Genomic DNA, 17807 nt, shown 5'->3' with positions numbered 1-17807 from the left:
TCAGGAGTCGGGCAGCTCGACCAGCACCGGCGTGCTCGAGAGGGCCTCGCGCAGACAGGTGTCGAAGTCCCCCGCCGCTGGTGTCCCGGCGGGGAGGGCCACCGCGACCGGCGTACGCAACCCCTCGCGGTCGACCGTGCCGCGGACGAACCCGTCGGCGTCGACCTGCTTGACGGTGTCGGTCACGGGACGTACGCCCACCACGGGCCCCGCCGCGTCGGCCAGGGCGACCCGCAGTCGCTCGGCGACCGCGTCGGTCAGGTGCATCCCTGGACGCGCCACCAGCGCACCGCAGTCATCGCACTCGGACCCGGGCCCCGGACGCGACGAAGCCCCCGGCCGAGGGCCGGGGGCTTCGTCACATGGAGGCGTGCTCAGGAGGCGAGAACCTCGTCGAGCAGCGTCTCGGCCTTGTCCTCGTTCGTCGACTCAGCCAGGGCCAGCTCGGAGACGAGGATCTGGCGCGCCTTGGCCAGCATCCGCTTCTCACCCGCCGACAGGCCCCGGTCGCGATCCCGGCGCCACAGGTCGCGCACGACCTCCGACACCTTCATCACGTCGCCGGAGTGCAGCTTCTCGAGGTTCGCCTTGTAGCGACGCGACCAGTTGGTCGGCTCCTCGGTGTGCTCGGCACGGAGGATGTCGAAGACGCGCTCGAGACCCTCCTTGTCGACCACGTCGCGCACTCCCACGAGGTCGAGGTTGCACGCCGGCACCCTGACCACGAGATCCTGCTGAGCGATGATGCGAAGAACCAGGTACTGCCGGTCCTCCCCCTTGATCTGCCGCATCTCGATGTCCTCGATGACAGCGGCGCCGTGATTCGGGTAAACGACAGTCTCACCCACGGTAAATGTCATGCATGATCCCCTTTCGCGTGACTAGTCTAACACGCCGGTCGGCGTCATGCATCCCCATCCGTGCAGGTCAGAGGGCTGATCCGGGCTTGACAGCGGGGTCTCGCACGTGCTCCGCGCGGGTCGGTGTCAGGGGCTCGGACCAGGCCGTACGACCCGTCAGGACCATGCGCGGATGACCCGTCCGGGTCATCCGCACCGTGCTGTCTCCATTGTCGCTCACAACCACAACGAGTGCACGAGGCGCAGGTCACGTCCGGTCGGCGTGATCGTCTGCACGAGGGGCACAATCGCGCCATGAGCACTACCGCGACGGGTTCGCACGCCGCCGAGCACACCGGCGAGAAGTCCCCCGAGGACCACAGCCAGCTGCTCGGCCTGCTCTGGGTGGCCAGGCCGGTGCCCGCGGCCGCCTTCGCCGCCGCGATCGCGCTGGTCGCCGCCATTAGCGGTCGGACGGCACTCGGGGTGCTCCTCGCCGCAGCAGCCGCCTTCACCGGTCAGCTGCTGCTCGCGGTGCTCAACGACGTCGCGGACCGGCGTACGGACCGCGAGGTGGGCCGCCCCGGCAAGCCCGTCGCCGACGGGCGGCTCATCAAGGGCAACGCGACGTTCATGATCGCCCTGCTGGTGCTGCTCGTGGTGCCGCTGTCGCTGACCAACGGCACGCTGGCCGGCCTCTTCCACCTGGGCTTCCTCGCCGTCGCGGCGGTGGGCACGTTCGCGCTGCGGGCCTCGGTGCTCTCGCCGCTGCCGTGGGCGGCGTCGTACGCGCTGCTGCCGTTCTTCCTCTCCTACGGCGGCGTGGGCGGCGGCACCCACGGGTCCGTCCCCACGACCGCCGCGGTGGTGCTGGCCGCGCTGCTGGGCGTGGGCGTCCACTTCCTGCGCGCCCTGCCCGACCTGGTCGCGGACCACCGCGGCGACGTCACCCACCTCCCCCTGCGCCTGGGGCTGAGGATCGGCGCCACCCGCCTTCTCGCAGCGACCGTCGTGTACGTCGCCCTCGTGACCGCCGGGCTCGCGTACGTGCTGCTGGGTCCTGGGCTGGGCCGATGAGGTCCGGGCCGGGACGCTAGGCTGCTGCCGCTCGTGACGACTGCGCGGACCGCGCGCCGAAAGGACCTGACCGTGGCCCAGCCCTCCCGTCGAGCCGTGCGCGGCATCGCCGCCGCCGCCCTTCTCGCGATCAGCCCGTCACTGGTCGGCTGCGGGTTCGACCCGCAGACCAACCAGGTGTACCAGCCCGCCGTCGGCACCAACTTCCGCTCCTCGACCGTCGACGTGCTCAACGCCGTCGTGGTCGTCGGGGAGGACTCCGGCGAGGGCCGTCTGGTGGTGACCTTCGTGAACAACACCCAGACCCAGCCCGACGCCGTCACCGACATCTCCGGTGCGGGCGACGACAGCAACCTCGAGGTGGGCTTCGAGAACCAGATCGACCTGGCGCCCGGCTCACTGGTCAACCTCGCCTCGGTGGACCCGATCCTGGTCAGCGGCCGCGAGCTGGTCGCCGGGGCGCTGGTGAACCTGCGCTACACCTTCTCCGAGGCGGAGGCGGTCTCCTTCGCCGCGGTGGTCGTCTCCACCGAGGACGCGACGTACGCCAACCTCGGCCCCGACTCCGGGGACTCCGCGGTGGAGATCGAGATCCCGCCCGGTGAGGGCGAGGTCTTCGAGCTCGGCGCCGGCGGTGACGGCGGCACGCCGCCTCTGGAGACCGAGGAGAGCGCCGGCCAGGGTGGTCAGAACGGGCAGGGCGGGGAAGGCTGAGCGTCATGAGCGCTCCGTACACGCTGGTCCTGCTCCGTCACGGCGAGAGCGAGTGGAACGCAGCCAACCTGTTCACCGGCTGGGTCGACGTGCCGCTGACCGACACGGGGCGCCAGGAGGCGGCCCGCGGCGGCGAGCTGCTCGCCGAGGAGGGCCTGCTGCCCGACGTGCTGCACACCTCGGTGCTGCGGCGCGCCATCGTCACCGCCCAGCTCGCGCTCGACGCGTGCGACCGGCACTGGATCCCCGTACGCCGCCACTGGCGCCTCAACGAGCGCCACTACGGCGCGCTGCAGGGCAACGACAAGGCGCGGATCCGCGAGAAGTACGGCGAGGAGCAGTTCATGACCTGGCGCCGGTCGTACTCCACGCCCCCGCCGGAGATCGAGCGTGACGACGAGTACGCGCAGTACGGCGACCCGCGCTACGCCGACCTGCCGCCGGAGCTGATGCCCGCCACGGAGTGCCTGGCCGACGTCGTGGACCGGATGCTGCCGTACTGGTACGACGCGGTCGTGCCCGACCTGCGCGCCGGCAAGGTCGTCTGCGTCGCCGCGCACGGCAACTCGCTGCGGGCGCTGGTGAAGCACCTGGACGACATGGCCGAGGACGACGTCGTGGGCCTCAACATCCCCACGGGCATCCCGCTGGTCTACGAGCTCGACGAGCAGATGAAGCCCGTGGAGAAGGGCGGCCGCTACCTCGACCCCGAGGCCGCGAAGGACGCGATCGAGCAGGTCAAGAACCAGGGCAAGTAGACCCCGGTCCGGCTTGCTCGACGGCCCGGGCGCCGCTCAGCCGCTGAGGCCCTCGGGCACCAGCTCGCCGCGGGGGGTCTGCTCCCCGGTGACCAGGAAGATGACCCGGCGCGCGATCGAGGTGGCGTGGTCGGCGATGCGCTCGTAGTAACGGCCCAGCAGCGCGATGTCGATGGCCGGCTCGACGCCGTGGTCCCACGAGGAGTCCAGCACCTCGCGGAAGGTACGACGGCGCAGCTTGTCCATCTCCTCGTCGATCTCGATGAGGTCGCGCGCCGCCTCGACGTCGCGCCGCTCGATGACGATCCCGACGCGCGCGACCATCAGCTCCGCGATGGTGCCCATGCGCTCGACGACGGGCACGAGGTCCTCGGGCACCGCCGACTCCGGCACCCGCAGCCGGGCGATCTTCGCCAGGTGCACGGCGAGATCTCCCATGCGCTCCAGCTCGGCGACCATGCGGAGCGCGGCGACGAGCGTACGCAGGTCGGTGGCGACGGGCTGCTGCAGGCTCATCAGCTCGAAGCACGTCTGCTCGATCTGCTCGCGCCACTGGTCGACGGCCGCGTCGCCGGAGATGACCTCCTCGGCGATCGTGGCGTCGCCGTCGAGGAGGGCTCGGGTGCCCTGGTCGACCGCCTTGCGGACGAGTTCGGCCATCGTCACCAGGCCGTCGGTGACGGAATCGAGCTGATCGTGGAAGATGTCGCGCATGGTGCCGAGCATACGGTGAGGGCGCACCGGCACCTGTCGCCTGCGTGAACGCGTGGTGAACACGCCTCGGTGCCCCGGCCTCGGCGCGCAGGGGGTCGTCGGATCTGCGTACGCTGCGGTCACGTGACCACGTCCCTCGCCCTGCTCCTCGCCGGTCTCGTCGCCGGCGCACTGCTGGGCGCCCTCGTCACGGTGCTCGTGACGGGCGGACGCCGCCCGGACCCCGACGCGGAGGACCGGACGCGCCAGGCGACCGACCACGCCCGCGAGGAGGGCGTCGGGTCCGTGCTCGAGGTGCTTCGATCCGCGCCGGTCGTCCTCGACGCCGAGGGCGTGGTCGTCAGCGCGCCGGCCTCGGCGTACGGCACGGGGATCGTCAGCGGGCGACGGCTCGCACTGCCCCAGCTGGCGTCGCTGGTGCAGGACGTCCGCCGCGACGGGCGCGTCCGCGAGACCGAGGTCTCGATCACCGCGAACGGTGGGCCGGACCGTGTCGTCGGGGCCCGCGTGGGGCGCCTCGGTCGGCGGCGGGTGCTGGTGCTGCTCGACGACCGTACGCAGCAGCGCCGCGTCGAGGCGGTGCGCCGTGACTTCGTCGCGAACGTCTCCCACGAGCTGAAGACGCCCGTCGGGGCGATCCGGCTGCTGTCGGAGGCCGTGCAGGACGCCGCCGAGGACCCCGAGGCCGTGCAGCGGTTCGCGCAGCGGATGCACCGGGAGTCCGACCGGCTGACCGCGCTCGTGCAGCGCATCATCGACCTCTCCCGGCTGCAGTCCGACGACCCGCTGTCCGAGCCGACGCTGGTCGAGCTCGACGCCGTCGTCGCGAGCGTCATCGACGCCCACTCCACGGACGCCTCCGCCCGCGGCATCGACCTGGTGCACGGGGGCACCCCGGGGCTCGCGGTGTACGGCGACGCCGAGCAGCTCGGCCTCGCGGTGGGCAACCTCGTCTCGAACGCGATCGCGTACTCCCCCGACCGCTCCCGCGTCGCCATCGCGGCCCGCGAACGCGGCGACCGGATCCAGGTCACGGTGACCGACCAGGGCATCGGGATCGGTCCGGAGGACCAGGACCGCATCTTCGAGCGCTTCTACCGCTGCGACCCCGCGCGGCAGCGTACGACCGGCGGGTCGGGGCTCGGCCTGTCGATCGTCAAGCACGTGGTGGCGAGCCACGGGGGCGACGTACGCGTCTGGTCCGAGGTCGACGCCGGGTCCACCTTCACCCTGTCCTTCCCGCGCCACCACGCGGGCGAGCCCGACGGTGACGCCGAGGTCACCGACGACGGCGCCTCCGACGGCGCCTCCCCGGTCGCTGTGACCCCCGAGGTCCTGCCGACCCTCACCTCCCAGGAGAAGTCATGACGCGTGTGCTCGTCGTCGAGGACGAGGAGTCCTACTCCGACGCCCTGTCCTACATGCTCGGCAAGGAGGGCTTCGACGTCGCCGTCGCCGAGACCGGCACCGACGCGATCGCCCAGTTCGACCGCGACGGCGCCGACATCGTGCTGCTGGACCTGATGCTGCCCGGCCTGCCCGGCACCGAGGTGTGCCGCCACATCCGGGCGACGTCCAGCACGCCGGTGATCATGGTGAGCGCGAAGGACGACGAGGTCGACAAGATCGTCGGGCTCGAGCTGGGCGCGGACGACTACGTCACCAAGCCGTACTCCCCCCGCGAGCTCGCCGCCCGCATCCGCGCGGTGCTGCGTCGCGGTGGGGAGCCGGACCTGGTGCCGGACCTGCTCGAGGTCGGCCCGGTGCGCATGGACGTGGAGCGGCACACCGTGCACGTCCGCGGGGAGGAGACGCGTCTGCCGCTGAAGGAGTTCGAGCTGCTGGAGTTCTTCCTGCGCAATCAGGGCCGCGTGCTCACCCGTGGGCAGCTCATCGACCGCATCTGGGGCAGCGACTACGTCGGCGACACCAAGACCCTCGACGTGCACGTGAAGCGGCTGCGCTCGAAGATCGAGTCCGGTGACGGCGCGCCGGTGCACCTGATCACCGTGCGGGGGCTGGGCTACAAATACGAGGGGTGAGGTCGGCCTCCCCGCGCACACCCCTCCGGCTGGCGGGCGCACTGACCCGTGCGTGCGTCAGGTTCGTCGGGGCGTACGCCTGACTGGTGCACGGGTCAACGGCCAGCTGTCCACAGAGCGCGCCCGACCAGGAGCGTCGATGGCACGGGCAGCCCCACGACGGGCGGATGGATCAGCCGTTCACGCCACGTCTCGATCAGCTCGACGTGCGCCTGCCGTGCGGCATCGGCGACGTCGACGGCCCGACTCGGGGCGCTGCGTACGGGCCACGCTGGACTCCCACCGGCGGAGGACTGTTCGTGCCGACGGACCGGCCGGACACGCCCGAGCAGAGGGTGGTCGAGCGTGCGCCCGCCATGCCCCCGCACGGAGCGGTCACCGGTTGGGGCGCCTTGCGACTCAGAGGCGCGACGTACTTCACCGGCTCCGGGCGACCGGTCGACGTCACGGTTCCGGCCCACGCGAACCCGCGGTCGCGGCCAGGTGTCAGATGGCTGCGACGGGACCTCGACGGCGAGCTGCATCAGGTAGCAGGTCTGGCTGTCGTCGACGCGTCGATGACCCTGCTCGACCACGTCTCGAGCGAGCTTCGTGCCGGCCGTCGCCGTGAGGCCGTGGTGGCCGTCGACATGGCGATGGCCGCACAGCTCTGCTCCCTGGCAGGGGTCATCGCCCACGTCCGTTCGAGACGCCGGCTGCCGCGGCGGGAGCAGGTCGAGCGCGTCATGACGCTGGCCGCTGCCGGCAGCGCTTCCCCGCCGGAGTCGCGGCTGCGGCTGCTCTGGGTGCTCGACACGGCGCTGCCACCTCCGCTGGTGAACGTGTGGATCCTCGATGCGGACGGACGACACGTCGCGGTGCCCGATCTGCTGGAGCCCGTGTCCGGCCTGGTCGCCGAGTACGACGGCCTCGTGCACGCAGGCGCCCGTCGCCGGTCCCGGGACGCGGAGAAGGACGACCTCTATCGGGAGCTCGGTCTGGAGCCCGTCCGCGTGACGGCACCCGACATGACGAGACCGCTCGATGTCGCGGACAGGCTGTCTCGCGCGTACGCCCGAGCGCACGAGGCGTCGCGACCGCGGCGGTGGCAGCTCGGCCGGCCCTTCACCCGTGCGCCAGTCATGGGGCGAGAGTCCTGGGCCTGACAGGCGTACGGATCAGTGCGCGTCGTCCCGGGGCGCCTGGTCGTCCTTCTCGAGCCAGCCCCGGAAGGCCTCGAGGTTCTTCGTGGACTCGCCGCGCAGGTTGCGCCACTCCCACTCCTTGCGGATCGAGCTGGCGAACCCCAGCTCGAGGAGGGTGTTGAAGGAGCCGTCGGAGTACTCCAGCACCGACCCGAGCACCCGGTCGAGCTCGTCCGCGGTCACGCTCGAGAGGGGCACGCGACCGTCGAGGTAGATGTCGCCGGTGTGGTCGAGGGCGAAGGAGACCGCGTACGTGCGCAGGTTCTTCTCCAGCATCCAGCGGTAGACGCCCTCGTGGTTCTCGTCGGGCTGGCGGCACACGAAGGCGTGCACGGCCAGGGCGTGCGCGCCGACGTCGAGGCGTACGGGGGTCGTCAGCTTGCGCGTGCCCGGCAGGTCGACGGTGAAGACGCCGAGCGCGATCTCCTGCCACTCCACCTCGGCGTCCTCGAGGTAGGTGCGCAACGTGGCGGCGGCCTCCTCGGCCTGCGGCGGCAGCTCGTCACGGGGGGTCTCGCGGGTCATCTCCGACTCGGTCACGGGCTGGGTCGCTCCTCGGATCCGGTGGGGTGCGGTGGCGGTGCGGGCTCAGCAGCCGGCGACGGAACTCGCCAGCGGGTGGCGGGCGTCGTCGCGCCAGAGGTGCTCCTGGGCCCGGCGGTACGCATCGAGCGTCTCGCCGGCGGTGCGTTCCCAGGCGAACTCTGCCGCGTACGCCGTTCCTTCCCTGCCGAGCTGGGCCCGCAACGCGGGAGCGTCGACGAGTCGCTCGAAGGCGGCCGCGTACGCCTCGGGCTCGTGGCCCTCGACGAGGATGCCGGTGCGCCCGTCGCGGACGGCGGTGGTCAGGCCGCCGACCGCGGAGGCGACGACCGGCGTGCCGGTGGCCTGGGCCTCGACCGCGACGAGCCCGAAGGACTCGTTGTAGGACGGCACGCAGACCAGGGTGGCGGCGGCGTACCAGTCGACGAGCTCGAGGCGTCCGGCCGGCGGCTCGAAGCAGACCAGGTCGGAGATGCCGAGGCTCACCGCGAGCTCACGCAGCCGCCGCGGGTGCTCCAGCGAGGTGCCCGAGGCGCCGCCGACGACCGGGATGACGAGTCGGTCGCGCAGCTCGGGGCGACGCTCGAGGAGCCGGGCGGCGGCGCGCAGCAGCACGTCGGGGCCCTTCAGCGGCTGGATGCGTCCGACGAAGAGCAGCACGATCGCGTCCTGCGCCAGGCCGAGGCGCGCGCGGGCCTGCTCGGCCGGCCGCGGTCGGAAGCGCAGCAGGTCCACGCCCGGGTGCACGGTCTCGACGCGGCCGGGATCGGCGTCGTAGAGGTCGATCAGCTGCTTGGCCTCGGCGTCGGTGTTGGCGACGAGCACGTCGGCGGCGCGTACGACCTGCTCCTCCCCGATCACCCGCGACCACGGCTCGGGGGTGTCGCCCTCGGCGAGCGCCTCGTTCTTCACCTTCGCCATCGTGTGCATCGCGTGCACCAGCGGCACGCCCCACCGGTCGCGGGCCAGGGTGCCGACCTGGCCGGAGAGCCAGTAGTGGGAGTGGACGACGTCGTACCAGCCCGGCGGGCGGACGGCCTCGGCGCGCAGCAGCTCGCGCGAGAACGCACAAAGCTGCGCGGGCAGCTCGGACTTGGTCAACCCCTCGTACGGGCCCGCCACGAGGTGCCGCACGGTCACCCCGGGCGCAGCGCGCTCGGCGGCGGGCAGGTCCGAGGACGTGGCCCGCGTGAAGATGTCGACCTCGACGTCGGCCTGCGCGAGGCGCTTGGCCAGCTCCAGCACGTAGACGTTCATGCCGCCGGCGTCACCGGTGCCCGGCTGCTCCAGCGGGCTGGTGTGCAGGCTGACCATCGCGACGCGGCGCACATCGCGGCTCATCCCGCCCACGATCGGGTGCGGGTCGTTGCTGGTGTCCACGTGTGCCGCTGTGCCCATGTCGGTCGCCTCGCGCACGTACCCACCTGATGTTCCTCGACTGCCCTGTGCTCCGGCCGACCCAACACAGCGGGCGAACGGGATGTTCCCGAGTCTGCCCGGTCGCCCTCAGAGGTTCGGCGTCAGGCCCTGCACGCCGCGACGCTGGCTGAGGCCGAGGACGCCGAACACCAGGCCGAGGGCACCGGGGATGGCGTACGCGATGAAGATCTGCGACGGGGTGGAGTTGGTGCTGCCGCCGCCCTGGGTGACGTTCGTCGTCTGGATGGCGTAGAACGCCCAGAGGAACGAGAACAGGATCGCGAGGCCCGCGCCGAGGCCCCAGCTGGGCCAGTAGTCGAGATCGGTCTTGAGGTCCTTGCCGAAGATCGCCAGCGCCAGCGCCAGGCCGAGCGCTCCGAGCACCTTCAGCGGGATCAGCAGCACGGAGTTGTCCTGAAAGATCAGGTTCAGCAGCGCCAGCCCCACCCAGGCGCTGCCGCCACCCACGGCGAGCCAGGCTCCGATGCGGCCCAAGTGGATCGAGAACGTCATGGCCCCATCCTGTCCCCCGCGAGGCCGGTCCATACACCGAACACTCCGATTGGACCCGGCGGCCCCGCGGGCGCGTCGGACGGGTCAGCGACGGCGCGGGCGGACCGGGTTGCCCTCGATACCGAGGCGGGTGCGTACGCCACGGTTCGTCGCGACCTCGACCCAGGCGCCGGCGTCGGTGTAGGAGCGCGTACGCCGCAGCTGAGACTCGGTGGCGGCGGCGAGCTGCTCGGGATCACGCTGGAACGCCCCCGGCATCGGGGTGTTGCAGCCCTCGCCCCAGCAGTCGCGGTAGTCGACCGCGAGGCCGCGGAGACGGTCCTTCACGCCCGCGAACTCCGGGACGTCGGCGAGGTTGCGCAGCTGGTCGGGGTCGTTGTCGAGGTCGTAGAACGCCTCGGAGCCGTCGCGGAACCAGGCGTAGCTCCACCGCGGCGTACGCACCCCGATGCCGTCGCGCTCGGTGTCGAAGACGGTGTCGAGGCCGGCGGCGGTGGCGTCCATGTCGGGGATGTGGCCGGAGTAGAGCACCGGACGCGTCCACCCCTGGTCGCCCTGCTCGATCAGCGGTCGCAGCGACCGGCCGTCGATCGGGTAGGTGAAGTTGCCCGTGGCGTCGGCGTAGTCCGCCAGGGTGGCGGTGAGGTCGGCGGTGGTCACCGGGTCGAAGCGCAGCTGGCCGCGCGGGATGCCGGGACCGGCGATGAGCAGCGGCACCCGCAGCGAGGGCTCCTGCGGCTTGATCTTGCCGGGCATCTCACGGTGCTCGCCCATGAAGTAGCCGTTGTCGGAGGTGAACGCGACGATCGTGTTCTCGAGCTCGCCCGCGTCGCGCAGCTGGTCGACGGTGCGCTTGAGCTCGCGGTCGAGGATCAGCAGCGCCTCGCCGCGCTGCCGGCTGAGCTCGGTGTAGGCCTCGAGCTGCTCGTCGGTGCGTACGGGCTCCTGCAGCCACTCGGGCTGGTCGGAGATGTCGGGCTCGGGGTCGGACCCGTCGGCGGGGATGCCGGGAGCCTTCGGCGTGAGGTCGTCGACCTGGCCGCGGATGAAGCCGGGGCGGGCGGGGGTGAGGAAGATCTGCTTCTGCCCGTCGGCGTTGAGGATGCCGCAGGGGTCGTCCTTCTCGCAGTACGGCAGACCCCAGTGCGGCGCCGAGGGCGCGAGCACCGTGAACCACGGCTGCGCCTCGCGGGAGTAGCGCTCGAGGATCCCGCGGGTCTCGGTGCCGAGGAGGTTGGTCTGGTACTCCCGCGGGTGCGGCCGCAGCTCGCCGTCGACGTTGAGGGTGGTGTCGAAGTACTGGAACGGCCCACCCGCCAGCGGGTCCGCCCCCGCGAGGTTCAGGCCCGGCATCGCCCGCCACTGGTCCCAGCCCGCGGGCACGTAGCGCGCGGAGTTTCCGCCGGTGACGAACGAGGGCTGCTTGCCGTAGCCGTTGAGGTAGCGCCCGACGAACGCGTTGTTGTAGCCCGCCTCGCGCAGCGCGGTGGCGATGGTGCGGGAGTCGTCGAAGACGCCGAAGCCGAAGTCGCCGTTCGAGGTCAGCACACCGTGGTTCTGGGCGAGCTGGCCGGAGATGAACGACGCCCGCGCCGGGCAGCACCACGGGAAGGGGCTGAAGGAGTTGACGAAGGTGATGCCCGCGCGGTCGAAGAACCGCTGCGTGAACGGCATGTAGCGCAGGTCGTCGTAGCGCATGTCGTCGGTCATCACCACGAGCATGTTCGGGGCGTCCGCGTCGGCCTGGCCGAGCGCGACCTGCGGCACCTCGCGCTTGGGCTGCGGCTGGTTGATGCCGGTGCGGTCGAACCCGCTGCGGGTCTCCGCCCCGTCGTCGGGTCGGATGCCGAAGCCGTCGGCGAACCAGACCACGAGCGCCAGCGCCGCGATGGCGGCCAGGACCGTCAGGGGGCCGCGCGCGCGGCCCCTGCGTGTCGCCATCAGCCGGCGCTCGGGGAGGCCGCGCGTGCCGCGTCGGCAGGAGAGGTCGGAGAGGGCACAGCGACACGGGCCAGCTCGTCGGCGAGCCCGGTCAGGGCGGTGTCGAGGAGGGCGGCCACCTCGGCGTACACCTCGTCGGAGCGGCCGATCGGGTCGGGCACGTCGGCCTCCTCGCCGAGGGTCACAGCGGTGCGGTGGGCGGCGGCGAGGCGTACGAGGTCAGCCGGGCTCTGCGCGGCGGCGAGCTGCTCGGGCGCCTGGTCGGCCAGGTGCGCGAGCACGGCGGCGATCTCGCGGATCGTGAAGGTGCGCTTCATCAGCCCGGGGAAGGACTCCAGCACCTTGCTGCGCAGCTCGCGCGTCGCCACCAGCACCAGGTCGCTGCCCTTGTGCTCCCTCCCGAGCTGGGTGGCGGTGAAGTCGTCGGCGCTGCCGCCGCGGGCCTCCAGCTCGACCGCGGACTGGGGCGACATCGCCCTGCCCTCGAGCGCGCGGACGCCCGCGGAGCGCACGGCGTACGCGTCCGCGACGTCGCGCTCGGCCAGACGGTGCGTCAGCAGGCGCTCGCCGAGCGGGGAGCGGCACACGTTCGCCAGGCAGACCACCAGGACGGAGAAGGGCACCGAGACAGGGTACGGGCCCGCACCCACGTAGACTCCCCAGGTCGCGGCGGCCCGACGAGCGTCGGCGCCCGCCTCTGGACCGGCCGGTCCGCTGACTCATCCTCTTCTCGATTGGTTCTGTCGTGTCCGAGACCACCACCCGCACCGACCTGCGCAACGTCGCGATCGTCGCCCACGTCGACCACGGCAAGACGACTCTCGTCGACGCGATGCTCCACCAGGCGGGCGCCTTCACCGAGCACCAGGCCGAGGGGGTCGCCGAGCGGGTCATGGACTCCGGCGACCTCGAGCGCGAGAAGGGCATCACGATCCTCGCGAAGAACACCGCCGTGCGCTACGCCGGTCCGGCCGCCGGCGGTGAGCCGATGACGATCAACATCATCGACACCCCCGGCCACGCCGACTTCGGCGGCGAGGTCGAGCGCGGCCTCTCGATGGTGGACGGCATCGTGCTGCTCGTCGACGCTTCCGAGGGCCCCCTGCCGCAGACGCGCTTCGTGCTGCGCAAGGCGCTGAACGCGAAGATGCCCGTGGTGCTCGTCGTCAACAAGGTCGACCGCTCCGACGCGCGCATCAGCGAGGTCGTCGACGAGACGTACGAGCTGTTCATGGACCTGCTCGACGACAGCCACGACCAGGACGCGCTGGACTTCCCGGTGGTGTACGCCTCCGCCAAGGCCGGGCGCGCCTCGACCGAGCAGCCTGAGGACGGTGGCCTGCCGGACTCCCCCGACCTCGAGCCGCTGTTCTCGACGATCCTCGGGACGATCCCCGCGCCGGTCCACCACGAGGGTGCGCCGCTGCAGGCCCACGTGACGAACCTGGACGCCTCCCCCTTCCTCGGCCGGCTCGCGCTGGTGCGGGTGAAGGAGGGCACCCTGAAGAAGGGGCAGCAGGTCGCGTGGATGAAGCGCGACGGCTCCTCGCAGAACGTCCGCGTCACCGAGCTCCTGGTGACCGAGGCACTGGAGCGCAAGCCCGGCACGTCGGCCGGTCCCGGCGACATCGTCGCGATCGCGGGCATCCCCGACATCATGATCGGCGAGACGCTGGCCGACCCGGAGAACCCGGTGGCGCTCCCGCTCATCACCGTCGACGAGCCGGCCATCTCGATGACGATCGGCACCAACAACTCGCCGCTGGCGGGACGCGGACCGACGAAGAACACCAAGGTCACCGCGCGGCTGGTCAAGGACCGGCTCGACGCCGAGCTCGTCGGCAACGTGTCGTTGAAGATCCTGCCGACCGAGCGGCCCGACGCGTGGGAGGTGCAGGGCCGCGGCGAGCTGGCGCTGGCCATCCTCGTCGAGCAGATGCGGCGCGAGGGCTACGAGCTCACCGTCGGCAAGCCGCAGGTGGTCATCCGGGAGATCGACGGCAAGCGCCACGAGCCCGTGGAGCGGCTGACGATCGACGCCCCCGAGGAGTATCTCGGTGCGATCACCCAGCTGCTGGCGGTGCGCAAGGGCCGCATGGAGCAGATGACGAACCACGGCACCGGGTGGGTGCGCATGGAGTTCCTGGTGCCTGCTCGCGGACTGATCGGGTTCCGCACCGAGTTCCTCACCGAGACCCGCGGCACCGGCATCGCCAACCACGTCTTCGAGTCCTACGAGCCGTGGGCCGGCGAGATCCGCTCCCGCCACAACGGCTCGCTGGTGGCCGACAGGGCGGGTGCCGCCACGGCGTACGCGATGACCAACCTGCAGGAGCGGGGCATCATGTTCGTCGAGCCGACCACCGAGGTCTACGAGGGCATGATCGTCGGCGAGAACTCCCGTGAGGACGACATGGACGTCAACATCACCAAGGAGAAGAAGCAGACCAACGTGCGCTCCTCCACCTCCGACAACTTCGAGAAGCTGATCCCGCCGAAGAAGCTGTCGCTGGAGCAGTGCCTGGAGTTCTGCCGCGAGGACGAGTGCGTCGAGGTCACCCCCGACGCGGTGCGCATCCGCAAGGTGCACCTGGACGCCAACGAGCGCGGGCGCGCGGCGGCGCGGGCCAAGCGCGCCTGACCTCCTCATCGGGAGCACGAACCACAAGGACAGGTGCGATCGGCCGGATGCCGCGTCAGGCGGCCTCTCGGCGTGATCGCACCTGTTCTTGTGGTTCCGGATGCAGTGCCCCGGCCAGAGTCGCCTGGATGTAGGCGGGTTGGTGCGCATGCTCGTAGCCGAATCGCACGAGAGTGAGCGCCAGGCCGGCGGCCCGGTTGTAGCGCTCGATGTCGTTGAGCAGCGAGCCGCGGGAGCTGTGGAATCCGAAGCTGTCGCACTCGACGATCAGAGCCGTATCGACGTCGGCGAGATCTGCTCGACCGTATCCGGGGATGAACACCTGCGGCACCAGGTGCAGCCCTGGTACTTCCATCGCGTGGGCTCGCACCACCGACTCGAAGGGATTGTCCGCGAGCGGACTGGCTGCTCTCACAACCTCGAGCGCACGGCGCCGCCATGACTTGCCGAGACCGGAGGCAGCCTCGATGAGTTCGTGCTCTCCCACGGCGCCCGCACGAAGCGCTGAGTCGGCGATGGCCAGCGCCTCGTGGAGAGGTAGGCGGGACGCGCAGTCGAGCACGGTCTGGAGCGGTGTCGTGGCAAGTCCGTGCGCCTCGACGTCCTGCCAGATCACGTTCACCCCTTGCCGCCGGCGCGGGTCGACGTTGCGCTTGGAGGGAACGGTCACTGTCGGCCTCCGTGAGGGCTCTCAGGTCGGCCAACCGAGAGCCGTGGCCGCGGACGCCGCGGACGCCACCCCGTGCAGTCGGGCCGCGTGGGCGAACACGTCGTCACGACCGGGGAGTGCGTAGATGCCGCGACCCAGGCGGTCGATACGTCCGGCTTCGGCGGCTGCCCGCACGTGACCACGTGAGGTCGCCGCGATCAGCGCACGGTGACTGGCCACCCCACCGAGGCGGTAGAGCGCATCGACGACGTCCACGCGACCAGTGTCGGGCCCGGCACCGGTCAGCGGCCGGCCTCATCCACAGGGCTGAGATCCGCACCGGGGTGGGGCCGGGGCTAGCGTGCAGCCATGGAGCGCGCGGAGATCGATGGACGGACAGCAGTGGTCACCGGAGCCTCGTCCGGCATCGGTGAGGCCTCGGCCCGGGCGCTGGCGTCCGCGGGGTTCCGCGTGATCTGCGTGGCCCGCCGCACCGAGCGCATCGAGGCGCTCGCCGCCGACATCGGCGGCGTTGCCCTCGCGTGCGACATCACCTCGGACGACGACGTCGTGGCACTGGCAGCCGAGGTCGGTGACGAGCTCTCCGTGCTGGTCAACAACGCCGGTGGGGCACGCGGCCTGGACCCGGTGGCGCAGGCCGACCTCGACGACTGGCAGTGGATGTACGAGGTGAACGTGCTCGGCCTCGTGCGTGTCACCCGCGCCCTGCTGTCCGCCCTGGTCGCCTCGGGGGACGGGCTGATCGTCAACGTCGGCTCCACCGCAGGGCGGGTCGCGTACGAGGGCGGCGCCGGCTACACCGCCGCCAAGCACGCCGTGAAGGTCGTCACCGAGACGCTGCGCCTCGAGCTGTGCGGTCAGCCGGTGCGGGTCAGCGAGGTCGCCCCCGGGATGGTCGAGACCGAAGAGTTCAGCCTCAACCGCTTCGACGGTGACGCCGACAAGGCGGCCGGGGTGTACGCCGGCGTACCCGATCCGCTGGTCGCTCCCGACGTCGCCGACGCGGTCGCGTGGATCGCCACCCGTCCCGCGCACGTGAACATCGACGAGCTGGTCATCAAGCCACGCGCGCAGGCGGCCCAGCACAAGGTGCACCGGGTGGGGCAGTAGACGGGTCCGCGAGAAGTGACCCCTCGCGAGAAGTGACCCCTCGCGGGAAGTGACCCCTCGCGAGAAGTGACCCCTCACGGGAAGTGACCCCTCGGCGTCAGTAGGCGCCGCGGCCCGCAGCGACCGCACGCACGGTGCGGAGCATGATCATCAGGTCACCGGCGAGGGACCAGTTGTCGACGTAGTAGAGGTCCAGGCGCACCGACTCGTCCCACGACAGGTCCGAGCGTCCGGAGACCTGCCACAGGCCGGTCATGCCGGGGCGTACGAGCAGGCGCCGGTGGTGGTCGTCGGCGTACTGCGCGACCTCGCTGCCCAGCGGCGGCCGCGGGCCCACCAGCGACATGTCGCCCATGACCACATTCAGCAGCTGCGGCAGCTCGTCGAGGCTGAACTTGCGCAGCACCGACCCGACCCGGGTGATGCGGTGGTCCTGCTTGGACTTGAAGAGCACCCCGCCCTCGACCTCGTTGCCGGCGCTGACCTCGCCCAGCCGGTCCTCGGCGTCGGGCACCATCGAGCGGAACTTGATCATGCCGAAGTCCTCGCCGTCGCGACCCGCGCGCTGCTGGCGGAAGAAGACCGGGCCGCGGTCCTCGAGCTTGATGAGGAGGGCGACCAGCGCGAAGACGGGCGCGCCGAGCACGAGCAGGGTCGAGGCGACGGTGACGTCGAAGGCCCGCTTGCGCAGACCGGACGCGGCGCCCGCCTGCGGCTCCTCCACGTGCACCAGGGGCAGGCCGGCGACCATCCGCATGTGGATGCGCGTACCGGCCACCTCCGTCAGCGACGGCGTGACGACGAGGTCGACGTCGAGCCCCTCCAGCGCCCAGCCGACCCGGCGGAGCGAGGCGGCGGAGTCGAGCCCGCCGGTCACCAGCACGGTGTCGATGCGGTGCTCGGAGACGAGCTCGCGTACGTCCCGGGCGCGGCCCAGCACGGGCACCGACAGGCCGTCGACCGTCTGCGGGACGCAGGCACCGACGAGCTCGTACGCCGAGGCCTGGTTGCGGCGGACGACGCCCACGATCTCCTCGACGGCCGCGGGGGCGCCGAGCACGAGGGTGCGGTGGCGCAGGCGGCCGGCGGCGCGGACGCGGTTGAGCAGGCGGCGTACGAGCCAGCGACCCAGCAGCAGCGCGGGGAAGCCGACGGCGAAGGAGATCAGGTACAGCCCGCGCGAGAGCGTCGCCTGGAACAGGAACAGGATGACCCCGATGCCGGCGGCGGCCATCCACGAGGCGCGGGTGACGGCGGCGTACTCGGCCATGCCGGACCCGACCTGGCGCACGTCGTACGCCCCGCGGAAGAACAGCGCGACCAGCCACACCACCGCGAACGAGATTGCGGAGCCGACGATGAGGGCGTCGGAGAACTCCACGCCGTAGAAGAAGTCGAAGACCTCGCGCAGCCGGGCGGCCACGAGCACCGACAGGGCGATCATGATCGCGTCGACCACGACCATCAGCGCCACGAACGGCTGCAGCTTGCGCTGCAGCGCGCGTCGCGCTCCGCGGGCCGTGCGGCGGGTCGGTCGTCGCTCGGGCATCGACGGAGTCTGGCTCACGTCGAGATCGCCCCAATGGGTGAACGGGTGGCTGAGTGGCGCACCGGGAGGTGGAAGAAGCTGCGGTGCAGGCTG

General features: G+C 71.5%; 19 protein-coding genes. 8 read left to right on the top strand and 11 right to left on the bottom strand.

All coding sequences use genetic code 11. The features are described from left to right. Together KLP28_09765 and KLP28_09760 are read right to left on the bottom strand one after the other, a co-directional pair. Positions 1-282 (bottom strand): 2-C-methyl-D-erythritol 4-phosphate cytidylyltransferase, encoded by a 282-nt coding sequence (locus KLP28_09765; protein QWC83918.1) that lies wholly within the window; start codon positions 280-282, stop codon positions 1-3. Positions 283-374: 92 nt separating this feature from the next. After that, positions 375-860: a CarD family transcriptional regulator gene (locus KLP28_09760; protein ID QWC83917.1), complete on the bottom strand. Its 486-nt coding sequence runs from the start codon at positions 858-860 to the stop codon at positions 375-377. A gap of 294 nt (positions 861-1154) precedes the next feature. On the opposite strand from KLP28_09760, the gene KLP28_09755 reads away from it, so the two are divergent. From KLP28_09755 to KLP28_09745, 3 genes are all read left to right on the top strand, one after another. Beyond that, complete coding sequence (locus KLP28_09755; GenBank protein QWC83916.1) at positions 1155-1916, top strand: UbiA family prenyltransferase; 762 nt, start codon at positions 1155-1157, stop codon at positions 1914-1916. A gap of 72 nt (positions 1917-1988) precedes the next feature. Beyond that, positions 1989-2630, top strand: coding sequence for a hypothetical protein (locus tag KLP28_09750; protein ID QWC83915.1), 642 nt, complete (start codon positions 1989-1991; stop codon positions 2628-2630). Between the two features lie 5 nt (positions 2631-2635). Further along, a complete protein-coding gene (locus KLP28_09745; protein ID QWC83914.1) occupies positions 2636-3388 on the top strand; it encodes a phosphoglyceromutase in 753 nt (250 codons plus the stop codon). Between the two features lie 36 nt (positions 3389-3424). Here the strand turns inward: KLP28_09745 and phoU are convergent, their stop codons facing one another. Beyond that, positions 3425-4102, bottom strand: a complete 678-nt coding sequence (gene phoU / locus KLP28_09740; protein ID QWC83913.1) for a phosphate signaling complex protein PhoU — start codon at positions 4100-4102, stop codon at positions 3425-3427. A 141-nt stretch (positions 4103-4243) separates the two neighbouring features. On the opposite strand from phoU, the gene KLP28_09735 reads away from it, so the two are divergent. From KLP28_09735 to KLP28_09725, 3 genes are all read left to right on the top strand, one after another. After that, the gene (locus KLP28_09735; GenBank protein QWC86909.1) at positions 4244-5470 is read left to right on the top strand and encodes a two-component sensor histidine kinase; all 1227 of its coding nucleotides are present in this window, start codon (positions 4244-4246) and stop codon (positions 5468-5470) included. After that, complete coding sequence (locus tag KLP28_09730; GenBank protein ID QWC83912.1) at positions 5467-6144, top strand: response regulator transcription factor; 678 nt, start codon at positions 5467-5469, stop codon at positions 6142-6144. Before KLP28_09735 ends, KLP28_09730 begins: the two co-directional genes overlap by 4 nt. 167 nt (positions 6145-6311) lie before the next feature. Next, a complete protein-coding gene (locus KLP28_09725) occupies positions 6312-7289 on the top strand; it encodes a hypothetical protein (protein QWC83911.1) in 978 nt (325 codons plus the stop codon). A gap of 12 nt (positions 7290-7301) precedes the next feature. Here KLP28_09725 and KLP28_09720 read toward each other — a convergent pair whose 3' ends face one another. The 5 genes from KLP28_09720 to KLP28_09700 all read right to left on the bottom strand — a co-directional run bounded on the left by KLP28_09720 (position 7302) and on the right by KLP28_09700 (position 12367). Further along, entirely contained in the window at positions 7302-7853 is a 552-nt protein-coding gene (locus KLP28_09720) for a YbjN domain-containing protein (GenBank protein QWC86908.1), read from the bottom strand. Positions 7854-7916: 63 nt separating this feature from the next. Then, the gene (gene mshA / locus KLP28_09715) at positions 7917-9212 is read right to left on the bottom strand and encodes a D-inositol-3-phosphate glycosyltransferase (GenBank protein QWC86907.1); all 1296 of its coding nucleotides are present in this window, start codon (positions 9210-9212) and stop codon (positions 7917-7919) included. A gap of 165 nt (positions 9213-9377) precedes the next feature. Continuing rightward, positions 9378-9803: a hypothetical protein gene (locus KLP28_09710; GenBank protein ID QWC83910.1), complete on the bottom strand. Its 426-nt coding sequence runs from the start codon at positions 9801-9803 to the stop codon at positions 9378-9380. A gap of 84 nt (positions 9804-9887) precedes the next feature. Next, a complete protein-coding gene (locus KLP28_09705; GenBank protein ID QWC83909.1) occupies positions 9888-11744 on the bottom strand; it encodes a sulfatase-like hydrolase/transferase in 1857 nt (618 codons plus the stop codon). Then, positions 11744-12367, bottom strand: a complete 624-nt coding sequence (locus tag KLP28_09700) for a hypothetical protein (GenBank protein QWC83908.1) — start codon at positions 12365-12367, stop codon at positions 11744-11746. The genes KLP28_09705 and KLP28_09700 overlap by 1 nt, the downstream gene beginning before the upstream one ends. Positions 12368-12489: 122 nt before the next feature. Here KLP28_09700 and typA point away from each other — a divergent pair, with 122 nt between their 5' ends. Further along, on the top strand, positions 12490-14385 hold the full coding sequence (typA, locus tag KLP28_09695) for a translational GTPase TypA (GenBank protein ID QWC83907.1): 1896 nt from the start codon (positions 12490-12492) through the stop codon (positions 14383-14385). A gap of 55 nt (positions 14386-14440) precedes the next feature. Here the strand turns inward: typA and KLP28_09690 are convergent, their stop codons facing one another. Together KLP28_09690 and KLP28_09685 are read right to left on the bottom strand one after the other, a co-directional pair. Continuing rightward, entirely contained in the window at positions 14441-15055 is a 615-nt protein-coding gene (locus KLP28_09690) for a hypothetical protein (GenBank protein QWC83906.1), read from the bottom strand. 21 nt (positions 15056-15076) lie between these two features. Then, positions 15077-15310 carry a hypothetical protein gene (locus KLP28_09685; GenBank protein QWC83905.1) on the bottom strand — a complete coding sequence of 78 codons (234 nt, stop codon included), beginning with the start codon at positions 15308-15310 and terminating at the stop codon, positions 15077-15079. Positions 15311-15403: 93 nt separating this feature from the next. Between KLP28_09685 and KLP28_09680 the strand changes: the two genes are divergently transcribed. Next, positions 15404-16165, top strand: coding sequence for an SDR family NAD(P)-dependent oxidoreductase (locus KLP28_09680; GenBank protein ID QWC83904.1), 762 nt, complete (start codon positions 15404-15406; stop codon positions 16163-16165). Positions 16166-16262: 97 nt separating this feature from the next. On the opposite strand, the gene KLP28_09675 is transcribed toward KLP28_09680, so the two are convergent. Then, positions 16263-17714 (bottom strand): sugar transferase, encoded by a 1452-nt coding sequence (locus KLP28_09675; protein ID QWC83903.1) that lies wholly within the window; start codon positions 17712-17714, stop codon positions 16263-16265. Positions 17715-17807: the final 93 nt, after the last annotated feature.

The organism is Nocardioidaceae bacterium (assembly GCA_018672315.1).
GTDB lineage: Bacteria > Actinomycetota > Actinomycetes > Propionibacteriales > Nocardioidaceae > TYQ2.
This window is presented reverse-complemented; position numbering and strand designations above follow the sequence as displayed.

Coding starts and splice junctions, on each gene's coding strand:
- KLP28_09760 (QWC83917.1), bottom strand. CDS start 860: ATGACATTTACCGTGGGTGAGACTGTCGTTTACCCGAATCACGGCGCC.
- phoU (QWC83913.1), bottom strand. CDS start 4,102: ATGCGCGACATCTTCCACGATCAGCTCGATTCCGTCACCGACGGCCTG.
- KLP28_09745 (QWC83914.1), top strand. CDS start 2,636: ATGAGCGCTCCGTACACGCTGGTCCTGCTCCGTCACGGCGAGAGCGAG.
- KLP28_09755 (QWC83916.1), top strand. CDS start 1,155: ATGAGCACTACCGCGACGGGTTCGCACGCCGCCGAGCACACCGGCGAG.
- KLP28_09720 (QWC86908.1), bottom strand. CDS start 7,853: ATGACCCGCGAGACCCCCCGTGACGAGCTGCCGCCGCAGGCCGAGGAG.
- mshA (QWC86907.1), bottom strand. CDS start 9,212: ATGAGCCGCGATGTGCGCCGCGTCGCGATGGTCAGCCTGCACACCAGC.
- KLP28_09675 (QWC83903.1), bottom strand. CDS start 17,714: ATGCCCGAGCGACGACCGACCCGCCGCACGGCCCGCGGAGCGCGACGC.
- KLP28_09705 (QWC83909.1), bottom strand. CDS start 11,744: ATGGCGACACGCAGGGGCCGCGCGCGCGGCCCCCTGACGGTCCTGGCC.
- KLP28_09680 (QWC83904.1), top strand. CDS start 15,404: ATGGAGCGCGCGGAGATCGATGGACGGACAGCAGTGGTCACCGGAGCC.
- KLP28_09725 (QWC83911.1), top strand. CDS start 6,312: ATGGATCAGCCGTTCACGCCACGTCTCGATCAGCTCGACGTGCGCCTG.
- KLP28_09710 (QWC83910.1), bottom strand. CDS start 9,803: ATGACGTTCTCGATCCACTTGGGCCGCATCGGAGCCTGGCTCGCCGTG.
- KLP28_09730 (QWC83912.1), top strand. CDS start 5,467: ATGACGCGTGTGCTCGTCGTCGAGGACGAGGAGTCCTACTCCGACGCC.